Source organism: Scytonema millei VB511283 (genome assembly GCF_000817735.3).
Lineage (GTDB): Bacteria > Cyanobacteriota > Cyanobacteriia > Cyanobacteriales > Chroococcidiopsidaceae > Chroococcidiopsis > Chroococcidiopsis millei_B.
The window spans coordinates 289,159-306,849 of sequence record NZ_JTJC03000005.1 but is presented as its reverse complement, the minus strand read 5'-3'; the positions used below and the strand labels follow the sequence as shown (position 1 = coordinate 306,849).

The following is a 17,691-nucleotide window of genomic DNA, read 5'->3' as shown; positions in this document are numbered from 1 at the left end:
ATAAATTTAGATCAAAGATGCGGATATGCAACAAGAAGCGGCAGCAGTAAAACCAATTCGATCTCTAGAAGATGCTTTAGAACGGTGTCAGCACTTAGGTATGCGCGTCAGCCGCCAGCGTCGTTTTATACTAGAGTTACTTTGGCAGGCTAAAGAACACTTATCGGCAAGAGAAATTTACGATCGCCTCAACCAGCAAGGTAAAGACATCGGACACACCTCGGTGTACCAAAACTTAGAAGCGCTGTCAACACAGGGTATTATAGAATGCATCGAGCGTGCTGACGGTCGCCTGTACGGTAATATCAGCGACTCCCACAGCCACATCAACTGTCTGGATACCGCTCAAATTCTTGATGTTGAGGTGGAATTGCCAGAAACCTTGCTGCGGGAAGTTGAAGCCAGGACAGGTGTAAAAATTACTGACTATAGCATTAATTTTTACGGCTACAGGCAGTAACAAAAAACAACAATTTGCGGTACGCTCTGCATGGAAGCGCCAAATAACGCATGATGAGCGATCGCCCTATCAACCTATTACTAATCGATCCAGACTCTATCTACCGCACGGGTTTAAGGGTAGTTTTAGAGCAAGACCCGCAGGTACGAGTAGCAGCAGAGGCAGCAGATAGTCAGGCTGGCTTGCAGAATATATCAGCACTGGGAATAGACGTAGCGATCGTAGAGCTGAGATTCCCTTACTCCTCTGTCATGGGATGGCAACTTTGTCAGCAAATCAAAACCCAATATCCTAACCTGCCGATCCTCATACTGACTTGCCACCCCGAACCCAGTCAACTCGCCGCAGCAAGACAAGCGGGTGTAGAGGGATTTTGTCATAAAGGAATTGCCGCAATAGAACTCATTGGTGTGATTCGGGAATTAGTAGCGGGGCGATCTTATTGGGAGTCGAAAATTGTAGGGGTGGGTTTATCAGATCTGTCTGGAAGCCGATCGACAATACAGACAAACCCGCCCTTCCAATGGTTTTTAATCGGAACACGTAATCGCCTGCGCCAATCGGGTTTGCAACAAATAGACGGTAATTTGGCGCAAGTCACGACACGGCTGCAAGAACCTGGACTGCCTACGCTCGATCGCGCCATGCTGGCAGGACAAAGGCGAGAATTATTAGCAGCACGGTGGGTTGTCAGTCGGTTGTTAGCTGTAGGGAATGAGGAAGGACAAGGGAGACAAGGGAGACAAGGGGGACAAGGGAGACAAGGGAGACAAACAGAAAACTCGCTCCTCGCTCCTCGCTCCTCGCTCTTCACCCCTCCTGACTCTCTAGTACGGACGCACAGCCGTGCGCCCCTACAGACTCCCCCAGTCACCATATTTACTTCAACGCGGGAAAGGTTAGAATTTAGTCTAGAGAATTTGACTTCTATTCCCTTAGAAATTGATATTTTTCGAGAAGATAAGAAACGGGAACTATTACAGTTAATTCTCAAGAAAATAGAGGATATTTTAGCAGATTTACGCTTTTCCCAAGTCCAGAGCGATCGCCTTCCTGTAATGCAAGCTGCTATTCTACGGGATTTGTGGCAAGAAACAACTATAGATTTTTTTGGTAGATACTCTACTTTATTAGTGGGAGGAATTACTGTAGATTTTGTCAATAGTTTGTTACAAGCTGAAATTATTGTACAAACGGCAATTTTAGATAAAATTCCTCTCGTTGGCGATCTATTTTCCTATCTGCTATTTGCTACACCTTTAGTCATTGATAATACTTCCTTTGCGCCTGAGAGTTTGGAGGCGAAGGAAAGAGCGGAAATAATTCTACAGAATTTGATAATTCAAGTTGCAAATGCTGTCGTACAGCCACTTTTGAATCAATTTGCCGAACTAGAAGTTATCAAACAAAATTATTACGATCGCCGTTTAATTTCCACACGGGAGATAGAGCGATTTAGAAATAATTTATCGTGGAAGTATCGAGCTAGAACGTATTTTGAAGAACCCCGTCAGATATTTGAAAGCCGCTATGAATTGTTATTATTAGCACCGCGTGGAATTGCTAAAGTATCAATTTACGCACCTCGCGATCGCGAACTAACAAAACTTTCAGGAATTCCTTTAATCGTAACTTTAGCTCTTGAATTACGAGATGCGATCGCACCTCGCCTACAAGCAGTAGTGTCGTTTGTAGGTAAAGGAGTGATTTTCGTTTTGACGCAAGTTGTAGGAAAAACAATTGGTTTAATTGGACGAGGAGTTTTACAAGGTTTGGGTGGTTCTTGGCAGGAAAGTAAAAATAAAAGGTTGTGAAAGGCAACTTTTCGGCGATCGAGCATTGGGGTTGTGATGCCGTCTGATGCACTGAGACAATTGCTCTAAACGATACAATCAAACAATAGCCGACTTAAGAGATTAGCATGGTTCGAGCAACGGAATATCTTTATGTTGTTCGGGATGATGAGATTCTACATGGAGAACCTATTATCCGAGGAACTCGTACACCCGTCAGAGCAATTATCTTGGCTTAAGATGCTAACAGATAAGCTTGAGGTTGCTGTCACCACCTACCGAGGACTTGGGGCTGAACTCCCCGTTCACCCGCCGTTAACATCTTCTCGAACTTGACCAGTCATCTCTGCACGGTCGGGTGCAACGGGATTGTTAGCTGGCTGACGCTGAGCAACCTGCATCAATAACCGCAATGCTTCATTTACAGCATCCTTGGTCGGGAATACTTGAGCGACATCAGGATCGAGAAGAACTAGATTCGTCCCTGCTCGATAACGCTCGACATACTTACCTCTTACACCTCCTTCGAGTTGAGAAAAGTCGTACTCAGGGCGTAACTCATCTTCCATTTCGTTATCAGATGTCCTGTTCATAAAATCTCCTTTCCTGGCGAGTAGCTTTCCGGGCACTGATAATTCGTATTTTCTCCCCTCGGTCAGTGTGAGCAACGATTAAAAGCTGACCGAATCTAGATAACCAATGATAACGTAGCGACTTTCTCCAATTGAACGATCTGGATCGGGAAAAGTGACGGACAGCGAATCGTCAAAAACGGTAGCGGCTTCCTCAAAAGAAACATTGTGCTTTTCGTAGTTTGACCTTGCTTTCTCTGGGTTCCACTCAAATTCCATCCAAACCACCCGCTATCAACCATGTTTGCAAGTCTAGCAGCTAATTTGCTCTCAGTCTGCGTCAGGACAATCTTCTACCTTTACGTAAGATTTTGACAAAGTAACCTGAAGCACGATCGAACAACGCATCAAACTTGCTGTTTGGCATTCTCAAGTCGATCGGAATCATTTGAGCGGGAAGTGTTTCCCGATCTCTACCATCCGCCAGTCCAAGACCAGCACAAAGAATGACCGTAATTTCTCCGTTCCGTAAACAACCCAGAACTCTTGCTGGATAACGCCAGTATTTAGACATTTTCAGTAGCAAATTGATACATGAACGACGAAATAATCATTGAAGCTAACAGGCAATTTCTAAACTACTGCCATAACCTACAAACTCAAGTCAGCTAACTATTTATTATACGGAAACATTCTATATATCTAATTTATATTCCACATATCTACCCGTTTTAGCGTGTTATCTAGAAATTTTCCGTGGCTTTAGCTCAACTAAAACCAAATGCATATCATTTACAAATTTTCTCATTCAATACATTAAATATCTCTGAATCACTTTTAAAAACAGGATGAAGATATTAAAATTTATCTGTACTTTTTCCGTGACATTTTATCAAATAGCGTCACAAATTCATCCCCTTATGTTATTTCGGTAAAAGCGATCGCGGATACTTTAACTTCAACTTAAGCTATTTGATCGATCTAAAATTGATTTTATCTATCGCGATCGCAACACGATTAAATCAAAATAGCTCCACCTAAGGAAGCAATTCTATTTCCACGTCCTAGCACTCCAAAGCTGACGTAGAATCTTAAAATACCAAGGCAAACTGCCCGCGAATGACACGATTCCATCCTTAAGATTCTGGCTATGATTGCTTCCCCCCAACAGTCCTACCTCACCCCCGACGAATACCTCCAACTGGAGGATGCGAGCAACATCAAGCACGAATATGTTGATGGGCAAGTCTACGCTATGGCTGGGGCAAGCGATTCCCACGTTACCATCGCCCTTAACCTTGCTACGCTTCTTCGCAGCCATGTTCGAGGTTCCGGTTGCCGTGCCTATATTGCTGACATGAAAGCACGGATCGAATCGCTGAATCGATTCTACTATCCCGATGTCATGGTGACTTGCGATCCGCGCGATCGCGAAACCTCTACTTACAAGTGTTTTCCTAGTCTGATTGTCGAAGTCTTGTCCGATTCTACCGAAGCTTTCGATCGCGGTGACAAGTTTTTTGATTATCAAGAACTAGAAAGCCTCCGCGAGTACGTCCTAGTTAACACCAAGCGGCAGCGAGTCGAGTGCTTTCGTCGTAACGAGCAAGGGCTATGGGTATTGCAGTCTTACACGCCACAGCAGACAACATTTCGCCTCGATAGTATTGGTTTTGAGTCAACCTTAGAAGCACTTTACGAGGATGTCACCTTCACCACAAGTCAATAGTTTTTTGTTCCCCCCTTCTTCAAGGGGGGCTAGGGGGGATCTTCCGTAAGTGGCGTAGTTCTGCGATTCCCCAACCCCCTTAAAAAGAGATCTCTCGTAAGTGGCGTAGTTCTGCGATCCCCCAACCCCCTTAAAAAGGGGGCAGTAGATCGGTTGCGCATGGGGTTATCAAATCAAAATCCCGGCAATCATTCCCCCAAGTAGCAGAAAACCCAACCAAACATTCTGACGAAACATTTCTCCGTAAGCAGGATTCGGTAACTGTGGATTGCGTAACCGAGTGTATTGCCAAATCCAGCCAGATGTAGCCAAGACTAGGGTAAGCCAAAAACCTAGATGTAGGTGCATGACTACCCCTAGCCAAGCAAGTAAAAACACAGTACCAGCAAAGAAAACCGCGATCGCTTCTGGGGCGTATTTACCGAAAAATAAAGCACTAGAATTCACACCGATGCGCTTGTCATCCTCGCGATCGCTCATCGCATAAACTGTATCAAATCCTAGCGTCCAGCATAAAGTTGCGCCCCACAGCAGCCAAGTCGCCCGATCTAAACTTCCCGTGACGGCACTCCAGCTAATTAATACACCAAAACCCCAGGCAATAGATAACACCAACTGAGGGACGGGAAATACTCGCTTTGCCCCTGGATAAAGCAAAATGACGGGTACGGCGGCGACACACAACCAAAACGATAATTGGTTTAAGTACAAAGACAAAATAAAAGCACAAACTAAAGCAACGCAACCAACTACAATTCCTACTCGGATAGATAAAGCGCGGGAAGCAAGCGGACGATTGCGAGTCCTTTCTACTTGCGGATCGATGTTTCGATCCCAAAGATCGTTCGCTACGCAGCCAGCAGCACTGGTGGCAAAAGTCCCCAAGACGATGACTCCTACTAGTAGTAAGGGTGGAGTCGCTCTAGCTGCTAAAAACACCGCCCACAGAGCGGGAATCATTAAAATTAAACGTCCTTCTGGCTTATCCCAGCGTAACAGTCGGATAATTTTTAGCCAGGTTGGTTCGGAACTCTGTTGTGGTGCGATCGTATTCATGGAAAAATGGTAACTATAGGCAGATGTAATGGTTCGTATCTTTTTCCCTAATTAGAATAGCGCGAAGTTTGGGTAGAAAAACCTCAATAACTTCATCTAAATAATTGCCGTTCAGTTGTTGCCGTTAATTACCAGTAAATTTAGATGGTTGATTCTGTTTTCACTAGCTGGCAGAGTATCCCCGCTCAAATTGTAGAGCAAGAGCAGATCCTCGCGGCGATCGATATGGGGACAAACTCTTTGCATATGGTAGTAGTCAGCATAGAGCCGAAACTACCAGCTTTTACCATCATTACTAGAGAAAAAGAAACTGTCAGGCTAGGCGATCGCAACCCAGAAACGGGAGAATTGAAACCAGAGGTGATGGCAAGGGCGATCGCCACATTACGCCGTTTTCAAGACATTGCCAAGAGCTGCAACGCTGATTCTATTATTGCTGTAGCGACGAGCGCTGTCCGCGAAGCACCTAACGGACGCGAGTTTTTACACCAAGTCAGAGAAGAAATCGGTTTAAATGTTGACTTAATTTCTGGGTATGAAGAAGCCCGTCGCATTTATCTTGGCGTGTTGTCGGGGATGGAATTTAACAACCAACCCCATGTAATTATTGATATTGGCGGTGGCTCTACAGAAATTATTTTAGGAGATAGCCACGAACCGCGTTCTCTCAGTAGTAATAAAATTGGAGCTGTCAGACTTACCTCAGAATTCATCACTACCGATCCGATTAGCAACGGTGAGTATCAATACCTCCAAGCTTACGTGCGGGGGATGTTAGAACGTGCGGCAGAAGACTTGCAGGCACACTTACAGCCAGGGGAAATTTGCCGCTTAGTCGGGACTTCTGGCACGATTGAAACGGTAGCAACAATCATTGCCAGAGAAAAAACGGGTACAGTACCGTCTCCCTTGACTGGGTATGAATTTAGTTTAAGGGAATTGCGGCAATTAGTCGATCGCCTGCGAAAGCTAAATTACAGCGAACGGGCAGCAATTCCAGGGATGAACGATCGCCGTTCGGAAATTATCCTGGCAGGGGCGACAATCTTACAAGAGGCGATGATACTGTTAGCTGCTGAGACATTGGTAGTGTGCGAGCGATCGCTGCGAGAAGGCATCATTGTAGACTGGATGCTGACTCACGGTTTGATTGAAGATCGCCTGCGCTATCAAAGTTCGATCCGGCAACGGAGTGTCATCAAAACAGCGCAGAAATATCAAGTTAACTTGGAACATAGCGATCGCGTGGCTCATTTTGCCATGAGTTTGTTCAACCAAACCCAAGGAATTTTGCACCAATGGGGTTTAGAAGAACAAGAATTGCTGTGGGCATCTGCAATGTTACATAATTGCGGACACTTTATTAGTCATTCCTCTCATCACAAACACTCATACTACTTGATTCGACATGGGGAATTATTAGGATACACCGAAACAGAAATTGAAATTATTGCCAATATTGCTCGTTACCACCGGAAAAGTAACCCGAAGAAAAAGCACGACTCATATCGCAACTTACCCAGCAAACGCGAGCGGCAAATTATCAATCATTTAAGTGCTTTTCTACGCTTAGCCGTGGCTTTAGATCGCCGTCAAATTGGTGCAGTTAAGCGCGTGCGTTGCGATCGCCATTCAGATTCAAAAGAATTTTATTTGTATCTAACTCCGTCTCAACCTAATGATGATTGTGCTTTAGAGTTGTGGAGTTTAGATTATAAAAAGGCGTTATTTGAAACAGAATTTGACGTGAAGTTAGTAGCCGCTTTAGAACCTGCAACAGTATCAGTTAGATAACAATTAACCTACACGCTCACAATTGAATTAACAACTATAGCTATATCTGAGAAAGCTAATGAAAATATCGTTCCTTCAGATATTGTAAATTTTGTAGCGTATTGTCCATCTTGAGGATCGCGGAACACTATAAGCTGTCTCTTTTTTAGATTAACTAACCAGTATTCAGGAATGCTGACTTGAGCGTAAATTTTACTTTTAATTTCTAAATCTTTGTCTAAACTGGAATCTGAATATTCAATCAGCCAAAAAATATTTTCAGGGTAAGGATGATGCTGTAAATACTCGCGCCCTAACCGCTGTACGATCGCGATGTCGGGTTCGAGTTCGGAGTCATGAGAAAGTGTAATTGGCTTGCTTAAACGGATTGTGGCGCGATTGCCCAGTAATCCGATCGAATATTCTCCTGCTTCACTACTGAAATAGGCGTGAGGTTCTCCCTCTGGTGGCATTTCTACAATTTCTCCCTCTATGAGTTCCACGCGCCGACTATCCAAAATCCCTGCTGCAATCATTCGATGGTACTCGTCTATTGTCCAACTGACTCTGGTTACAGACATAGCGATCGCTTTTCTTTCCCCTACTCACCTCACATGCTAACTCGATCGCGATCGGTTGTATGTAGGAGGTACTAACCGCTAGAGTATTGACCGATCTATTCTTCGATTTTTTTTACCCCTCCCCTGATTTGCAGTTTGCGGGTATGCTGTAGCGAGAAAATTAGTTAACAGTTGTCAGTGATCAGTTGTCAGCAAGCGGGTGGTGCGTGGCTAGTGACTGGTGACTGGCGGCTAGAATTGCTTCCTTGTCTCCCTTGTCCCCCTACCTCTTATCCCTTAACTTCTATGGCTTTATTACAACGTCAAATGTTGAAACTTCTGATGCTGGGTGTAGCTGCTGGTGCAGTAGTAACAGCTATACCGATTAAGGTTCTCAGCGCACAGCCTGATACAGCCGTAGGTAGTTCTGGAATGAATTTGGTTCAATCCTTCGTTCTAGGAATAGTTCAAGGATTGACAGAATTTTTGCCAATTAGCAGCACGGCACATTTGAAAGTTGTACCAGTCGTACTTGGATGGGGAGATCCTGGTATTGCCTACACTGCTGTAATTCAACTTGGTAGCCTTGCAGCCGTGCTATGGTACTTCTGGAAAGACTTAGCGCAAATTGTCACCGGAACCGCTAAATCAATTGCTAACTCAGATTACAGTTCGAGAGAATTCGGCACGGCATTGGGTATTTTCTTAGGTACGATTCCCATCGTATTTTTCGGCTTGCTGATTAAAATCTTTTATCCTGGTTTTGACAAATCGCCCCTACGTAGCTTAGCAGCGATCGCAGTGTATTCCATCGTCATGTCTTGTTTGCTGGGGCTAGCAGAGATTTTTGGCAACCGCAAGCGCAAATTTAACGAACCGATGGTTAAAGATGGCGTATTGATGGGGTTGGCTCAGACACTCGCCTTATTCCCAGGCGTGTCTCGTTCTGGTTCTACACTCACAGCTGGATTATTTCTAGGATTGCAGCGAGCCAAAGCCGCTAGATTTTCCTTCTTACTTAGTATTCCCGCAATTGCAATCTCAGGGCTTGTCGAGTTGAAAGACGCTCTAGAAGTCGGACTTGGCAACGATGGAATTCTAAATTTGATTGTCGGAGTAATTTCATCTGCTATTTTTTCTTATCTCGCGATCGCTTGGTTATTGCGTTTTCTGCAAACTCAGGATACCTGGATTTTTGTCTGGTATCGACTCGCCTTTGGTGTAGCAATTTTAGTGGCGATCGGGTTTGGAGTGTTATCGAATGTTTAAGTGAGGAGTGAGGAGTGAGGAGTGAGGGAGAGAAAGTGGAGATTGGTGAGTGGTGTAATAGGGTGTGGGGTGTAGGGTGTGGGGTGTAGGGTGTAGGATGTGGGGTGTAGGATGTGGGGCGTGAATTGAATTGATTCGCGACTCTCCCCGAGCTGTTCTTCTCCCCCTAACCCCTAACTCCTCGCTCCTCACCCCTCAAGATATGAGTGACATCACTATTCGTCCTGCTCGCATTTCTAAGGTTTTGCCTGATTCCATTGCCGCTGAGATTGGCTTTGAACCAGGCGATGCGATCGTATCCATCAACGATACTCGTCCCCGCGACTTGATCGATTATCAGTTTTTGTGTGCTGATGAAGTGCTGCAACTGGATGTCTTAGATGCGGCAGGTAAAACTTATACGGTTGAAATTGAAAAAGACTACGACGAAGATTTAGGACTAGAGTTTGAAACAGCTCTATTTGACGGTTTAATTCAGTGTAACAATCGCTGTCCGTTCTGTTTTATCGACCAGCAACCTCCAGGTAAGCGACAGAGTTTATACCTGAAGGATGATGACTATCGCCTTAGCTTTCTTTATGGCTCATACCTAACACTGACAAACCTCACCCAAAAGGAATGGCAGCGAATCGAACAAATGCGCCTGTCTCCTTTATATGTATCAGTTCACGCCACCGAACCGGAAATTAGGGTGCGGTTGCTAAAAAATCCTAGAGCCGCCCAAATTTTAGAGCAGATTGAATGGTTTCGAGAACGACGACTGCAAATTCACGCTCAAGTTGTTGTTTGTCCTGGGATTAACGATGGCGTACATCTAGAACGGACATTGCTCGATTTAGCAAAATTCTATCCTGGGGAAGTGCCAGCAGTGACTTCTGTTGCTGTCGTACCAGTAGGCTTGACGCGGTTTCGTCCAGATGAAGATGAGTTAATCCCAGTGACTCCAGAAAAAGCAGCCGAAGTTATAGCCCAAGTCAAAGCCTTGCAGCAGAAATTCCGCCAGCAGCTAGGCACTAACTTTGCCTGGTTAGCAGATGAGTGGTTTTTGGTTGCAGGGGAGGATTTACCACCGCAATCTCATTATGAAGATTATCCTCAAATCGATAACGGTGTGGGTTCAATTCGCCTATTTTTAAAACATTTTGCTAGTGCAGCCAAACATCTACCACTGCGAGTCGAGCCATCGCGCCGATTTATCTGGGTTGTTGGCAATGCCGTAGAAAAAGCGTTTCAACCAATTTTACGACAGTTAAATCAAGTAAATGGGCTGCGGATAGATATGGTAGCTCTGTGTAGTCATTATTGGGGGCAAAAAATTTCTGTCACCGGATTACTCACAGGACAAGATTTATTAGAAGGTTTATATGGTAAAGACTTAGGTAACGCAGTCATACTACCTGCCGTAATGCTGAAGTATGGCGAAAACTGTTTTTTAGATGATATGACAGTAGAAGAGTTATCTCATAAATTAAATATCCCAATTCTCCCAGTCAGGGGAGTTGAGGAACTAATCGATACTTGTATTAAGTAATGCCTACAAATTTTAATATTTTTGTCTTACCAACCCTGGTAAGGGCTAGGTCTGTGAATTTTTTAGTAGAGACGTTACTAGCGTCTCTACTTTTGCCTCTTGCCTTCTATTTACCTGCTACAGCCGCAGAAGAATCCGCAGTTTTAGCTGTAGTTAAAAGCGAGGATAATGCTGCTCAGTGGACGGAAATTTCTTCGCGCTTACAGGCGGTGGGAGTCAATTATTGCGTCGTCGATTTAGCTGCTGTCAAAAATGCCAGCGATTTGAGCGATCGCGCTGTGATCTTTCTACCCAATGTTGAGAAAATTGACTTTGACCAAGCACTTGCCTTAGAAGCATGGATGAGTCAGGGTGGCAAAGTCATAGCCAGTGGTGCTGTTGGAAGTATGAGTCAGCCAGGGGTACGCCAGCTCTTAAGTTCGCTCTTAGGGGCGTATTGGGGATTTCCTTTAGATGCTCCCAACAATTTACAAACCTTACAGGGTAATAGTAAAGATTGGCTGGAGCCAGCCGGAAATGATGGTTTGGTGCAGGGAGGAGTTGTCATTCCCACTGGTGTGAATAGTAGACCGATCGCGATTTGGCAGTCACAAATAAATCAAGCCGCAGTCGTCAAAAGCGATCGCGCCACGGTTTTAGGTTGGCGTTGGGGTTCGAGTCACGTATCACCAGGAGACTTCGATCGCGCATGGTTGAGAGCGTCTTTGAGTCAGTATATTTCCTTGCCTGAGTCGGCTACGGGATCGCCGCAGAGTTGTAGTGGTGCGGTGGTAGGGAGTAGGGAGTCGGTAGGGGCGGGTTTGCAAACCCGCCCGTACACGAGTCGGGAGCCGGGGAAAAGAGAGCTGAGGGAGCTGAGGGAGCTAAGGGAGCAAAAAACAACTGTCAACCGTCAACCGTCAACTACCAACCGCCAACTCCCAGCTGATGAAGCAATTGAACGAATTGCCCCACCAGGTTTAGATGGGGTACAGGCATTTGCCCTGAAACAAGAGTTAGATAATCTGATTGGCAGATTTGAAAGCGCTCAGTTAGCAGCTCGTGCTTTTAATAGCAATATTCGTAATGGTCATGCAACAGCACAGCTAGTTAACTCTGAAACAACAGATGTGGCGACAACTGGCTCCTTTTTGGGGACGTTGCCAGAATCGGCAGCTAGGGCAGTCGCAGAAGCGAAAGCAATTGCTAAGGCTTTACCCCGGGCGATCGCCCAAAAAGACTTTGCGGGGGCGCGTCAGCAGTGGCACAAGGCACAAGCACTGCTATGGCAAAACTACCCCGTCGAGCAGTATGCGGCTCAACCGGAAATTCGAGCGATGTGGCTAGACCGAGGGAGTATTATTCGTGCGGGATCGGAGCAAGGATTAGCAAAGATTTTCGATCGCCTCGCTGCTGCTGGGATCAATACCATCTTTTTTGAAACCGTTAACGCTGGCTATCCGATCTATCCCAGTCAAATTGCACCTCAACCCAACCCGCTCGTTAGAGGCTGGGACCCGTTGGCATCAGCGGTGAAGTTAGCCCACGCTCGCAATATGGAGTTACACGCTTGGGTGTGGACTTTTGCCGCAGGTAACAAGAGACATAATAAGCTGATAAATTTACCCGACGATTACCCAGGACCCGTCATTGCCGCTCATCCCGAGTGGGCGAGTTACGATAATCGCGGGAGTTTATTTCCGCCCGGTCAAGGTAAACCATTTTTAGACCCAGCCAACCCCGCCGCCAGACAATATTTATTACGGCTTTACGAAGAAATTGTCAGCCGCTACAACGTGGATGGTTTGCAACTAGACTACATCCGCTATCCTTTCCAAGACCCCAGCGCCGACCGGACTTATGGTTATGGAATTGCCGCAAGGCAGCAGTTTCAACAACTGACGGGCGTAGACCCAACGACAATTAAGCCGAGCGATCGCGATTTATGGCAAAGGTGGACGCAGTTTCGCACGCAACAAATCGATAGTTTTGTCGCTCAAGCTTCCCGCTACTTGAAGCAAAAGCGCCCCAATTTGGTGATGTCTGTGGCTGTCTTTCCCCTGTCGGAACACGATCGCACCCATAAGTTGCAGCAACACTGGGAAGTCTGGGCAAATCGCGGCGATGTAGATTTGATCGTGCCGATGACCTATGCTCTAGATTCTTACCGTTTTCAACGCCTCGCTCAACCCTGGATTACCTCTAGCAAACTCGGTTCGGCTTTGCTATTGCCAGGAATTCGCCTGCTGAACTTACCCACGATGGGTGCATTCGACCAAATTCAGCTCGTTAGAGACTTACCCGCGAGCGGTTACGCCCTCTTTGCTGTAGAAAACCTCAACGATGACCTTCAGCAAGTTTTTCACAACACCCAAGGCACAAAAGTCAAAGTGACTGCACCAGTCCCTTACCGTCAGCCTTTCCACACCGCAGCGGCGCGTTACGCTAACTTGCGCCAGGAGTGGCAATTCTTGCTGGCAAACGAGCGGCTTTGGTTGAAGGGGACGGCACTGAATGAGTTTAATACTCGATCGCAAAACTTAGAGACTGCTTTGGAGCGTTTAGCTCAAACTCCTTCTGCGAGTAACTTAGCAGCAGCTAAAACAGCGTTGAATAGCTTCCAGAATCAGTTTAAAAATTGGATGCGATCGCAGGCGTTAGAAAATTCTTACCAAGTCAACGTGTGGTCAAATCGCCTCACAACCTTGGAAAGGTTATTGAATTACGGCGAGCGAGTTGTGCTGAAATCATCGTCACCTTTGGCTCGGCAACGCTAGAATGGCAACTGTTTGCTAACAGAAGTTATGCAAAAGCAAGTTTTAGATCTCGATCCCCCAACCCCCTTAGAAAGGGGGCATTCATTCCCCCCTTAGAAAGGGGGTTAGGGGGGATCGGTTCTGTGACAAGAACGAACAGTATTGGTATAACGCCATGAGAAAAATTTCTTTTACACTCATATCTGTTGTGGCGTTTCTTTGCATAATTTTTATAGGGCTTTCTCAAGCAGCGATCGCCAGAGAATTTACGGTTAGAGGGACGAAAATTTTTGCTCCTAACGGACAGCCGTTTGTGATGAAAGGAGCAAATATTGGCATTTGGACAGATCAATCGAGCGCCAAAGACGTAAAATTCATCAAAAATGTCTGGAAATTTAATACAGTAAGACTGTCATTGGTACTGAAACCGGGTAGCGATCCGAATTGGTTTGTCACCGATGAGCTAGTAGATAAATACGTCAAAGCCTACGCTGGCAGCAATCCTAAAACGGTAATCATGCTTGAATGTCACGACCATTCAGGCAGTTTTTATACTAAAGATTCCAATCCATCCTTACAAGACTTGCGTAATTTTTGGCGCAAAATTGCCACTCGTTATAAAAATAATCCCTATGTCTGGTTCAATATTATGAATGAGCCAGGTGGCACAAATAAAGTCGAAAAATATTGGTATGATATGCACAAACTGCTAATACAAGATATACGCAAAGCAGGTGCAAATAATATTATTGTAGTTGATGGATATAACTTTGGTTCTGAAGACGGTAACGGCACGACCAAAGCTAACTTTATTAAAGACTCTACCAGTGCGTTTTTAACTTACGGACAACAACTTTTAAAGACCGATCCGAGAAGAAGAGTTGTCTTTAGCCTGCATACTTATGTTAATTGGAATTGGAATCTAGATAAACTCGATAATTTTGTCGATCGCGTCCAGAAAAAAGGATTGGCAATGATTATTGGCGAGTATGCTGCCACTACAGGCAATTCACAAGCAGATTTAGACGTGACGGAAGCCGCCCGTATATCTTTAGCAGTGGCAAAAAAGCGCGGCATTGGCAGACTCGTATGGCATTACTGGGCATGGGATTGGAACGCACTAGCAACGTCCGATACAGGTGGGGCGAGTGGCGATAGTACGAATAAAACAAATGGCAGTCGCCCGACAAATTTAACTTGGTTAGGCGAACAAGTATGGGACGATTCCCACAATCTCTCCGAACCAAAACTAGGCATTTCACTCAATCGTTTTGCCTGGAAAGCAAGTAGTTCGGGAGGAAATGCCGCAGCCGCAATTGATAATGACTTTCGGACGCAATTTGCGATCGCCAATGCGAGTTCTAGTAATTGGTTTGCTGTCGATCTGGGTTCGTCGCAGTCGTTCAATCGAATCGTGATGGATTCTCGCAAAGCCGCTAGTAGTTTCTTACGAGACTATCAGGTATATGTCTCTAATACAGCTAAGTCAAAAGGAAAGTTGGTTGCTAGTGTCAAGGGAAACGCAGTGGCACGAACACAAGTGTCTTTTCCGACGCAAAAAGCTAGGTATATCAGAATCGTCCCGCAAAGATTTGCGAAAAAGTCACAGCCCGATTGGTCGTTTGCCGAATTTCTTGTCTACCGTGCTGGAACTGAAAGAACGATCGCGGGCAAAAATGAATTAAATTCGCGTAACTGGCAAGCCTCAGCCAGCCGCAAAGGTACGTGGGATCGAGAAGCGCCAGATATGTCAATCGATCGCAACCCAGATACGCGCTATACCAGTGGAGACGCGATCGCAAATGGGGACTGGTTTCAAGTCGATATGCGATCGCCCCAAACAGTTAGAGCGATCGTCATGAATGCAGGTTCCTCAGCCGACGATTACCCAACGAGATTTGAGGTTTATGTAGGCAATAATCCCAACCAATTTGGCAAACCAGTCTACCAAGGTTTAGGTTCTCCCGTGACGACGATCGGCTTAAATTCACCTGCCAGAGGTCGTTATATTCGCGTCGTCAATAAACAAGACAAAAAAGCTTGGTGGTCGATCCACGATTTTCGCGTGCGAGCATGAGATTTACGGTGTTCTACTTCAATTGCGATCGCAGGGTTCTACTTCAATTGCGATCGCAGTGTTCTACTTCAATTGCGATCGCAATATAGAGACAAACTCGATACAATTTTCTAAAAGGCGAGTTCAAGTTAGGAATTATGTACTCAGATGCAGACCGTCCAGCAAACAACGATGCTTCTAATGAGGAAATTCCCATTTTGCGGCGACAGTCAATCCACCCAGACAGTCTCAAGTTCATGGATATGGCAAAAGAGTTACTCGACAGCCCAGAAATTAAACAAGCAATCTCCGACGAACGACAGGAAAAACCCCAAGAACAGTGAGCAGGAAGCAGTTATCAGTGACCAGTGACCAGTGACCAGTTATCCGCAACCAATGAGCAGAGAAGCAGGGGAGCTGAGGGAGAATTACTTCTGACTTCTGACTCCTGGACTCCTGACTCCTAATTTTTGACTTTTGACTTTTGACTTTTGACTTCTCAGGCGATCGCTCTGACTAGACCGATTGTCATTTGAAGTGGTATCCAACCGATTAAACAAATCGCGATCGCCCAACCAGGGGAAATATCTAGACCTTGGCGGACTGCTACAATTGCCGCTAGCAGACTCCACACGGCTAAAATTCGCTCGATTGGTTGACCCAATAGAGGAATCAGAGTTAAAAAGTTGAGAGCTTGGGGGGCGTAAGCCAAGCCTAGAGGAATCATCAGCGCTCGATAAGTTACGTGATTTGGTTTAAACCAATCACCAATTTTCCAAATCGTCAAAGTCCAAAAGTAGTAGCCGATGACGACACCGATCCCACTGCCCAAGAGCCTCAAAATTAACAGCGGTAGGGGAACTCGGTTGATTAAAAAAATCACAGCACTACCAAGAGAGTAAGAGACGGCTGCAAGAACAACCACGATTTGGGCGAAGCGGCGATTTTTCGCATTAATAGGAATATGTTCGTAAAAATTAGGGTCTAAAGTGAGTGCCTCCCGTAGTAGACTCCAGAGATTGCTATGTCGATCGCGCACTTTAAATTCCTTGAAAAGTGAGGGGTTATCAGTTATCAGTTATCAGTTGACAGTTAATAGAGAGCAGGGAGCGCACGAGCAATGACCAATGACCAATGACCAATGAAATTTTATGGTAAGGTTTGTCAATTGGCTGCGGAGCGGAAGCTTAAGACTGCTAGTTCTAGCGGGAATTATACTTTTGATTTGGGGCATGTTCTCACCCGTGGGAACTCTGGTTTGGTGGCTTTCTCAAGAAGTGGAGAGTTTAGGGCTAAAACCAAAGCCAGATAAGCAATTGCGGTTGGGTGACAGTTCAAATTCACAGCCTCAATCGGCAAATATAAATTGTTACATTGTCTTTTTAACAGGTGTGGGAGATTTTTCTGCTAACCAGCTATTACCTGGGGAAGAAGTCTTTCTCAACCGTCTCGAACAAGCGCATCCTAACTGCGTTACCGTACGCGATGTCTTTCCCTATTCAGCCGCAAATGAAAGTTTGGGGGGAGAGCGCTTTTTAGCTCCCTTGTGGCGTTTCGCAGACGAGGCTAAAGGTTGGTATGGTGTGGCGGACGTATTAATAAAAATTCGCAACCTCTGGCGTTTTGCCATTTCTGCCGACGATCGCTATGGAAAAGTCTATAACTTGGGGATTGCTAACGCGATCGTTGACCGGATGCAAGCAGCTCACCCCTTATCCCAAACCTCTCAGCAACCAATTAAGATTCTGTTGATGGGGACGAGTGGTGGCGCTCAAGTTGCCCTTGCCGCAACTCCATATCTCGATCGATGGCTGCCAAACACTCAAATTGCAGTTATCTCGATTGGAGGTGTGTTTGCTGGTACAGATGGTTTTAACACGGCTGAGCAGATTTATCATTTACAAGGTCAACGAGACTGGGTAGAGGATATTGGCAGAATTGTTTTTCCCTCTCGCTGGATTTGGACGGTAGGTTCGCCGTTTAATCAGGCTGTCAGGCAGGGTCGTTATACTGTACATTCGAGTGGACCGCACGAACACGATGGTGCAGAAGGCTATTTTGGCATGGAGATAGCTGGCGAGAAAGGCATGAAATATGTAGATTTAACGATACAAAAGGTGAATCAGTTGCCGATCTGGTCGAAGGAAAAATAATAGC

17 protein-coding genes and 1 pseudogene are annotated in these 17,691 nt (G+C 45.5%); 11 read left to right on the top strand and 7 right to left on the bottom strand.

Annotation, left to right across the window (positions count from 1 at the left end):
- Window positions 1-25 precede the first annotated feature (25 nt).
- The 3 genes from QH73_RS18965 (at window position 26) to QH73_RS18955 (ending at window position 2,492) form a co-directional block, all read left to right on the top strand.
- A complete protein-coding gene (locus QH73_RS18965) occupies window positions 26-460 on the top strand; it encodes a Fur family transcriptional regulator (protein ID WP_039715897.1) in 435 nt (144 codons plus the stop codon).
- Between the two features lie 50 nt (window positions 461-510).
- The gene (locus QH73_RS18960; RefSeq protein WP_309476509.1) at window positions 511-2,274 is read left to right on the top strand and encodes a DUF3685 domain-containing protein; all 1,764 of its coding nucleotides are present in this window, start codon (window positions 511-513) and stop codon (window positions 2,272-2,274) included.
- A gap of 107 nt (window positions 2,275-2,381) precedes the next feature.
- The gene (locus QH73_RS18955; RefSeq protein ID WP_236147082.1) at window positions 2,382-2,492 is read left to right on the top strand and encodes a DUF433 domain-containing protein; all 111 of its coding nucleotides are present in this window, start codon (window positions 2,382-2,384) and stop codon (window positions 2,490-2,492) included.
- A gap of 66 nt (window positions 2,493-2,558) precedes the next feature.
- Here the strand turns inward: QH73_RS18955 and QH73_RS18950 are convergent, their stop codons facing one another.
- The 3 genes and pseudogenes from QH73_RS18950 to QH73_RS18940 form a co-directional block, all read right to left on the bottom strand.
- Complete coding sequence (locus QH73_RS18950; RefSeq protein WP_374189048.1) at window positions 2,559-2,822, bottom strand: hypothetical protein; 264 nt, start codon at window positions 2,820-2,822, stop codon at window positions 2,559-2,561.
- Between the two features lie 7 nt (window positions 2,823-2,829).
- Window positions 2,830-3,104: pseudogene (locus tag QH73_RS18945) on the bottom strand (BrnT family toxin).
- Window positions 3,105-3,165: 61 nt separating this feature from the next.
- Window positions 3,166-3,399 carry a hypothetical protein gene (locus QH73_RS18940; RefSeq protein WP_236147081.1) on the bottom strand — a complete coding sequence of 78 codons (234 nt, stop codon included), beginning with the start codon at window positions 3,397-3,399 and terminating at the stop codon, window positions 3,166-3,168.
- A 576-nt stretch (window positions 3,400-3,975) separates the two neighbouring features.
- Here QH73_RS18940 and QH73_RS18935 point away from each other — a divergent pair.
- On the top strand, window positions 3,976-4,554 hold the full coding sequence (locus tag QH73_RS18935) for a Uma2 family endonuclease (protein WP_039715900.1): 579 nt from the start codon (window positions 3,976-3,978) through the stop codon (window positions 4,552-4,554).
- A 168-nt stretch (window positions 4,555-4,722) separates the two neighbouring features.
- Here QH73_RS18935 and QH73_RS18930 read toward each other — a convergent pair whose 3' ends face one another.
- Entirely contained in the window at window positions 4,723-5,610 is an 888-nt protein-coding gene (locus tag QH73_RS18930) for a 4-hydroxybenzoate solanesyltransferase (RefSeq protein ID WP_039715901.1), read from the bottom strand.
- 144 nt (window positions 5,611-5,754) lie between these two features.
- Here QH73_RS18930 and QH73_RS18925 point away from each other — a divergent pair, with 144 nt between their 5' ends.
- A complete protein-coding gene (locus tag QH73_RS18925; protein WP_039715902.1) occupies window positions 5,755-7,404 on the top strand; it encodes a Ppx/GppA phosphatase family protein in 1,650 nt (549 codons plus the stop codon).
- Between the two features lie 8 nt (window positions 7,405-7,412).
- On the opposite strand, the gene QH73_RS18920 is transcribed toward QH73_RS18925, so the two are convergent.
- Window positions 7,413-7,964: a Uma2 family endonuclease gene (locus QH73_RS18920; RefSeq protein ID WP_132867374.1), complete on the bottom strand. Its 552-nt coding sequence runs from the start codon at window positions 7,962-7,964 to the stop codon at window positions 7,413-7,415.
- Window positions 7,965-8,249: 285 nt separating this feature from the next.
- Between QH73_RS18920 and QH73_RS18915 the strand changes: the two genes are divergently transcribed.
- Window positions 8,250-9,212: an undecaprenyl-diphosphate phosphatase gene (locus QH73_RS18915; protein WP_039715904.1), complete on the top strand. Its 963-nt coding sequence runs from the start codon at window positions 8,250-8,252 to the stop codon at window positions 9,210-9,212.
- Here the strand turns inward: QH73_RS18915 and QH73_RS18910 are convergent.
- Window positions 9,198-9,404: a hypothetical protein gene (locus tag QH73_RS18910; RefSeq protein ID WP_132867372.1), complete on the bottom strand. Its 207-nt coding sequence runs from the start codon at window positions 9,402-9,404 to the stop codon at window positions 9,198-9,200. The genes QH73_RS18915 and QH73_RS18910 overlap by 15 nt on opposite strands.
- 10 nt (window positions 9,405-9,414) lie before the next feature.
- On the opposite strand from QH73_RS18910, the gene QH73_RS18905 reads away from it, so the two are divergent.
- The 4 genes from QH73_RS18905 to QH73_RS18890 all read left to right on the top strand — a co-directional run bounded on the left by QH73_RS18905 (window position 9,415) and on the right by QH73_RS18890 (window position 15,878).
- Window positions 9,415-10,743 (top strand): TIGR03279 family radical SAM protein, encoded by a 1,329-nt coding sequence (locus QH73_RS18905; RefSeq protein WP_039715905.1) that lies wholly within the window; start codon window positions 9,415-9,417, stop codon window positions 10,741-10,743.
- The gene (locus QH73_RS18900) at window positions 10,743-13,499 is read left to right on the top strand and encodes a glycoside hydrolase family 10-like protein (RefSeq protein WP_039715906.1); all 2,757 of its coding nucleotides are present in this window, start codon (window positions 10,743-10,745) and stop codon (window positions 13,497-13,499) included. The genes QH73_RS18905 and QH73_RS18900 overlap by 1 nt, the downstream gene beginning before the upstream one ends.
- A 154-nt stretch (window positions 13,500-13,653) precedes the next feature.
- Window positions 13,654-15,555 carry a cellulase family glycosylhydrolase gene (locus QH73_RS18895; protein ID WP_132867370.1) on the top strand — a complete coding sequence of 634 codons (1,902 nt, stop codon included), beginning with the start codon at window positions 13,654-13,656 and terminating at the stop codon, window positions 15,553-15,555.
- Between the two features lie 137 nt (window positions 15,556-15,692).
- Window positions 15,693-15,878 carry a hypothetical protein gene (locus QH73_RS18890; RefSeq protein ID WP_039715908.1) on the top strand — a complete coding sequence of 62 codons (186 nt, stop codon included), beginning with the start codon at window positions 15,693-15,695 and terminating at the stop codon, window positions 15,876-15,878.
- Between the two features lie 155 nt (window positions 15,879-16,033).
- Here QH73_RS18890 and QH73_RS18885 read toward each other — a convergent pair whose 3' ends face one another.
- A complete protein-coding gene (locus tag QH73_RS18885; protein WP_039715909.1) occupies window positions 16,034-16,573 on the bottom strand; it encodes a YIP1 family protein in 540 nt (179 codons plus the stop codon).
- A 112-nt stretch (window positions 16,574-16,685) separates the two neighbouring features.
- Here QH73_RS18885 and QH73_RS18880 point away from each other — a divergent pair, with 112 nt between their 5' ends.
- Entirely contained in the window at window positions 16,686-17,687 is a 1,002-nt protein-coding gene (locus QH73_RS18880) for a hypothetical protein (RefSeq protein ID WP_039715910.1), read from the top strand.
- Window positions 17,688-17,691: the final 4 nt, after the last annotated feature.

What these genes read in the sequence shown, in the direction of transcription:
- QH73_RS18965 (WP_039715897.1), top strand. Translation starts at nt 26, where the DNA reads ATGCAACAAGAAGCGGCAGCAGTAAAACCAATTCGATCTCTAGAAGAT.
- QH73_RS18960 (WP_309476509.1), top strand. Translation starts at nt 511, where the DNA reads ATGATGAGCGATCGCCCTATCAACCTATTACTAATCGATCCAGACTCT.
- QH73_RS18955 (WP_236147082.1), top strand. Translation starts at nt 2,382, where the DNA reads ATGGTTCGAGCAACGGAATATCTTTATGTTGTTCGGGATGATGAGATT.
- QH73_RS18950 (WP_374189048.1), bottom strand. Translation starts at nt 2,822, where the DNA reads ATGGAAGATGAGTTACGCCCTGAGTACGACTTTTCTCAACTCGAAGGA.
- QH73_RS18940 (WP_236147081.1), bottom strand. Translation starts at nt 3,399, where the DNA reads ATGTCTAAATACTGGCGTTATCCAGCAAGAGTTCTGGGTTGTTTACGG.
- QH73_RS18935 (WP_039715900.1), top strand. Translation starts at nt 3,976, where the DNA reads ATGATTGCTTCCCCCCAACAGTCCTACCTCACCCCCGACGAATACCTC.
- QH73_RS18930 (WP_039715901.1), bottom strand. Translation starts at nt 5,610, where the DNA reads ATGAATACGATCGCACCACAACAGAGTTCCGAACCAACCTGGCTAAAA.
- QH73_RS18925 (WP_039715902.1), top strand. Translation starts at nt 5,755, where the DNA reads ATGGTTGATTCTGTTTTCACTAGCTGGCAGAGTATCCCCGCTCAAATT.
- QH73_RS18920 (WP_132867374.1), bottom strand. Translation starts at nt 7,964, where the DNA reads ATGTCTGTAACCAGAGTCAGTTGGACAATAGACGAGTACCATCGAATG.
- QH73_RS18915 (WP_039715904.1), top strand. Translation starts at nt 8,250, where the DNA reads ATGGCTTTATTACAACGTCAAATGTTGAAACTTCTGATGCTGGGTGTA.
- QH73_RS18905 (WP_039715905.1), top strand. Translation starts at nt 9,415, where the DNA reads ATGAGTGACATCACTATTCGTCCTGCTCGCATTTCTAAGGTTTTGCCT.
- QH73_RS18900 (WP_039715906.1), top strand. Translation starts at nt 10,743, where the DNA reads ATGCCTACAAATTTTAATATTTTTGTCTTACCAACCCTGGTAAGGGCT.
- QH73_RS18895 (WP_132867370.1), top strand. Translation starts at nt 13,654, where the DNA reads ATGAGAAAAATTTCTTTTACACTCATATCTGTTGTGGCGTTTCTTTGC.
- QH73_RS18890 (WP_039715908.1), top strand. Translation starts at nt 15,693, where the DNA reads ATGTACTCAGATGCAGACCGTCCAGCAAACAACGATGCTTCTAATGAG.
- QH73_RS18880 (WP_039715910.1), top strand. Translation starts at nt 16,686, where the DNA reads ATGGTAAGGTTTGTCAATTGGCTGCGGAGCGGAAGCTTAAGACTGCTA.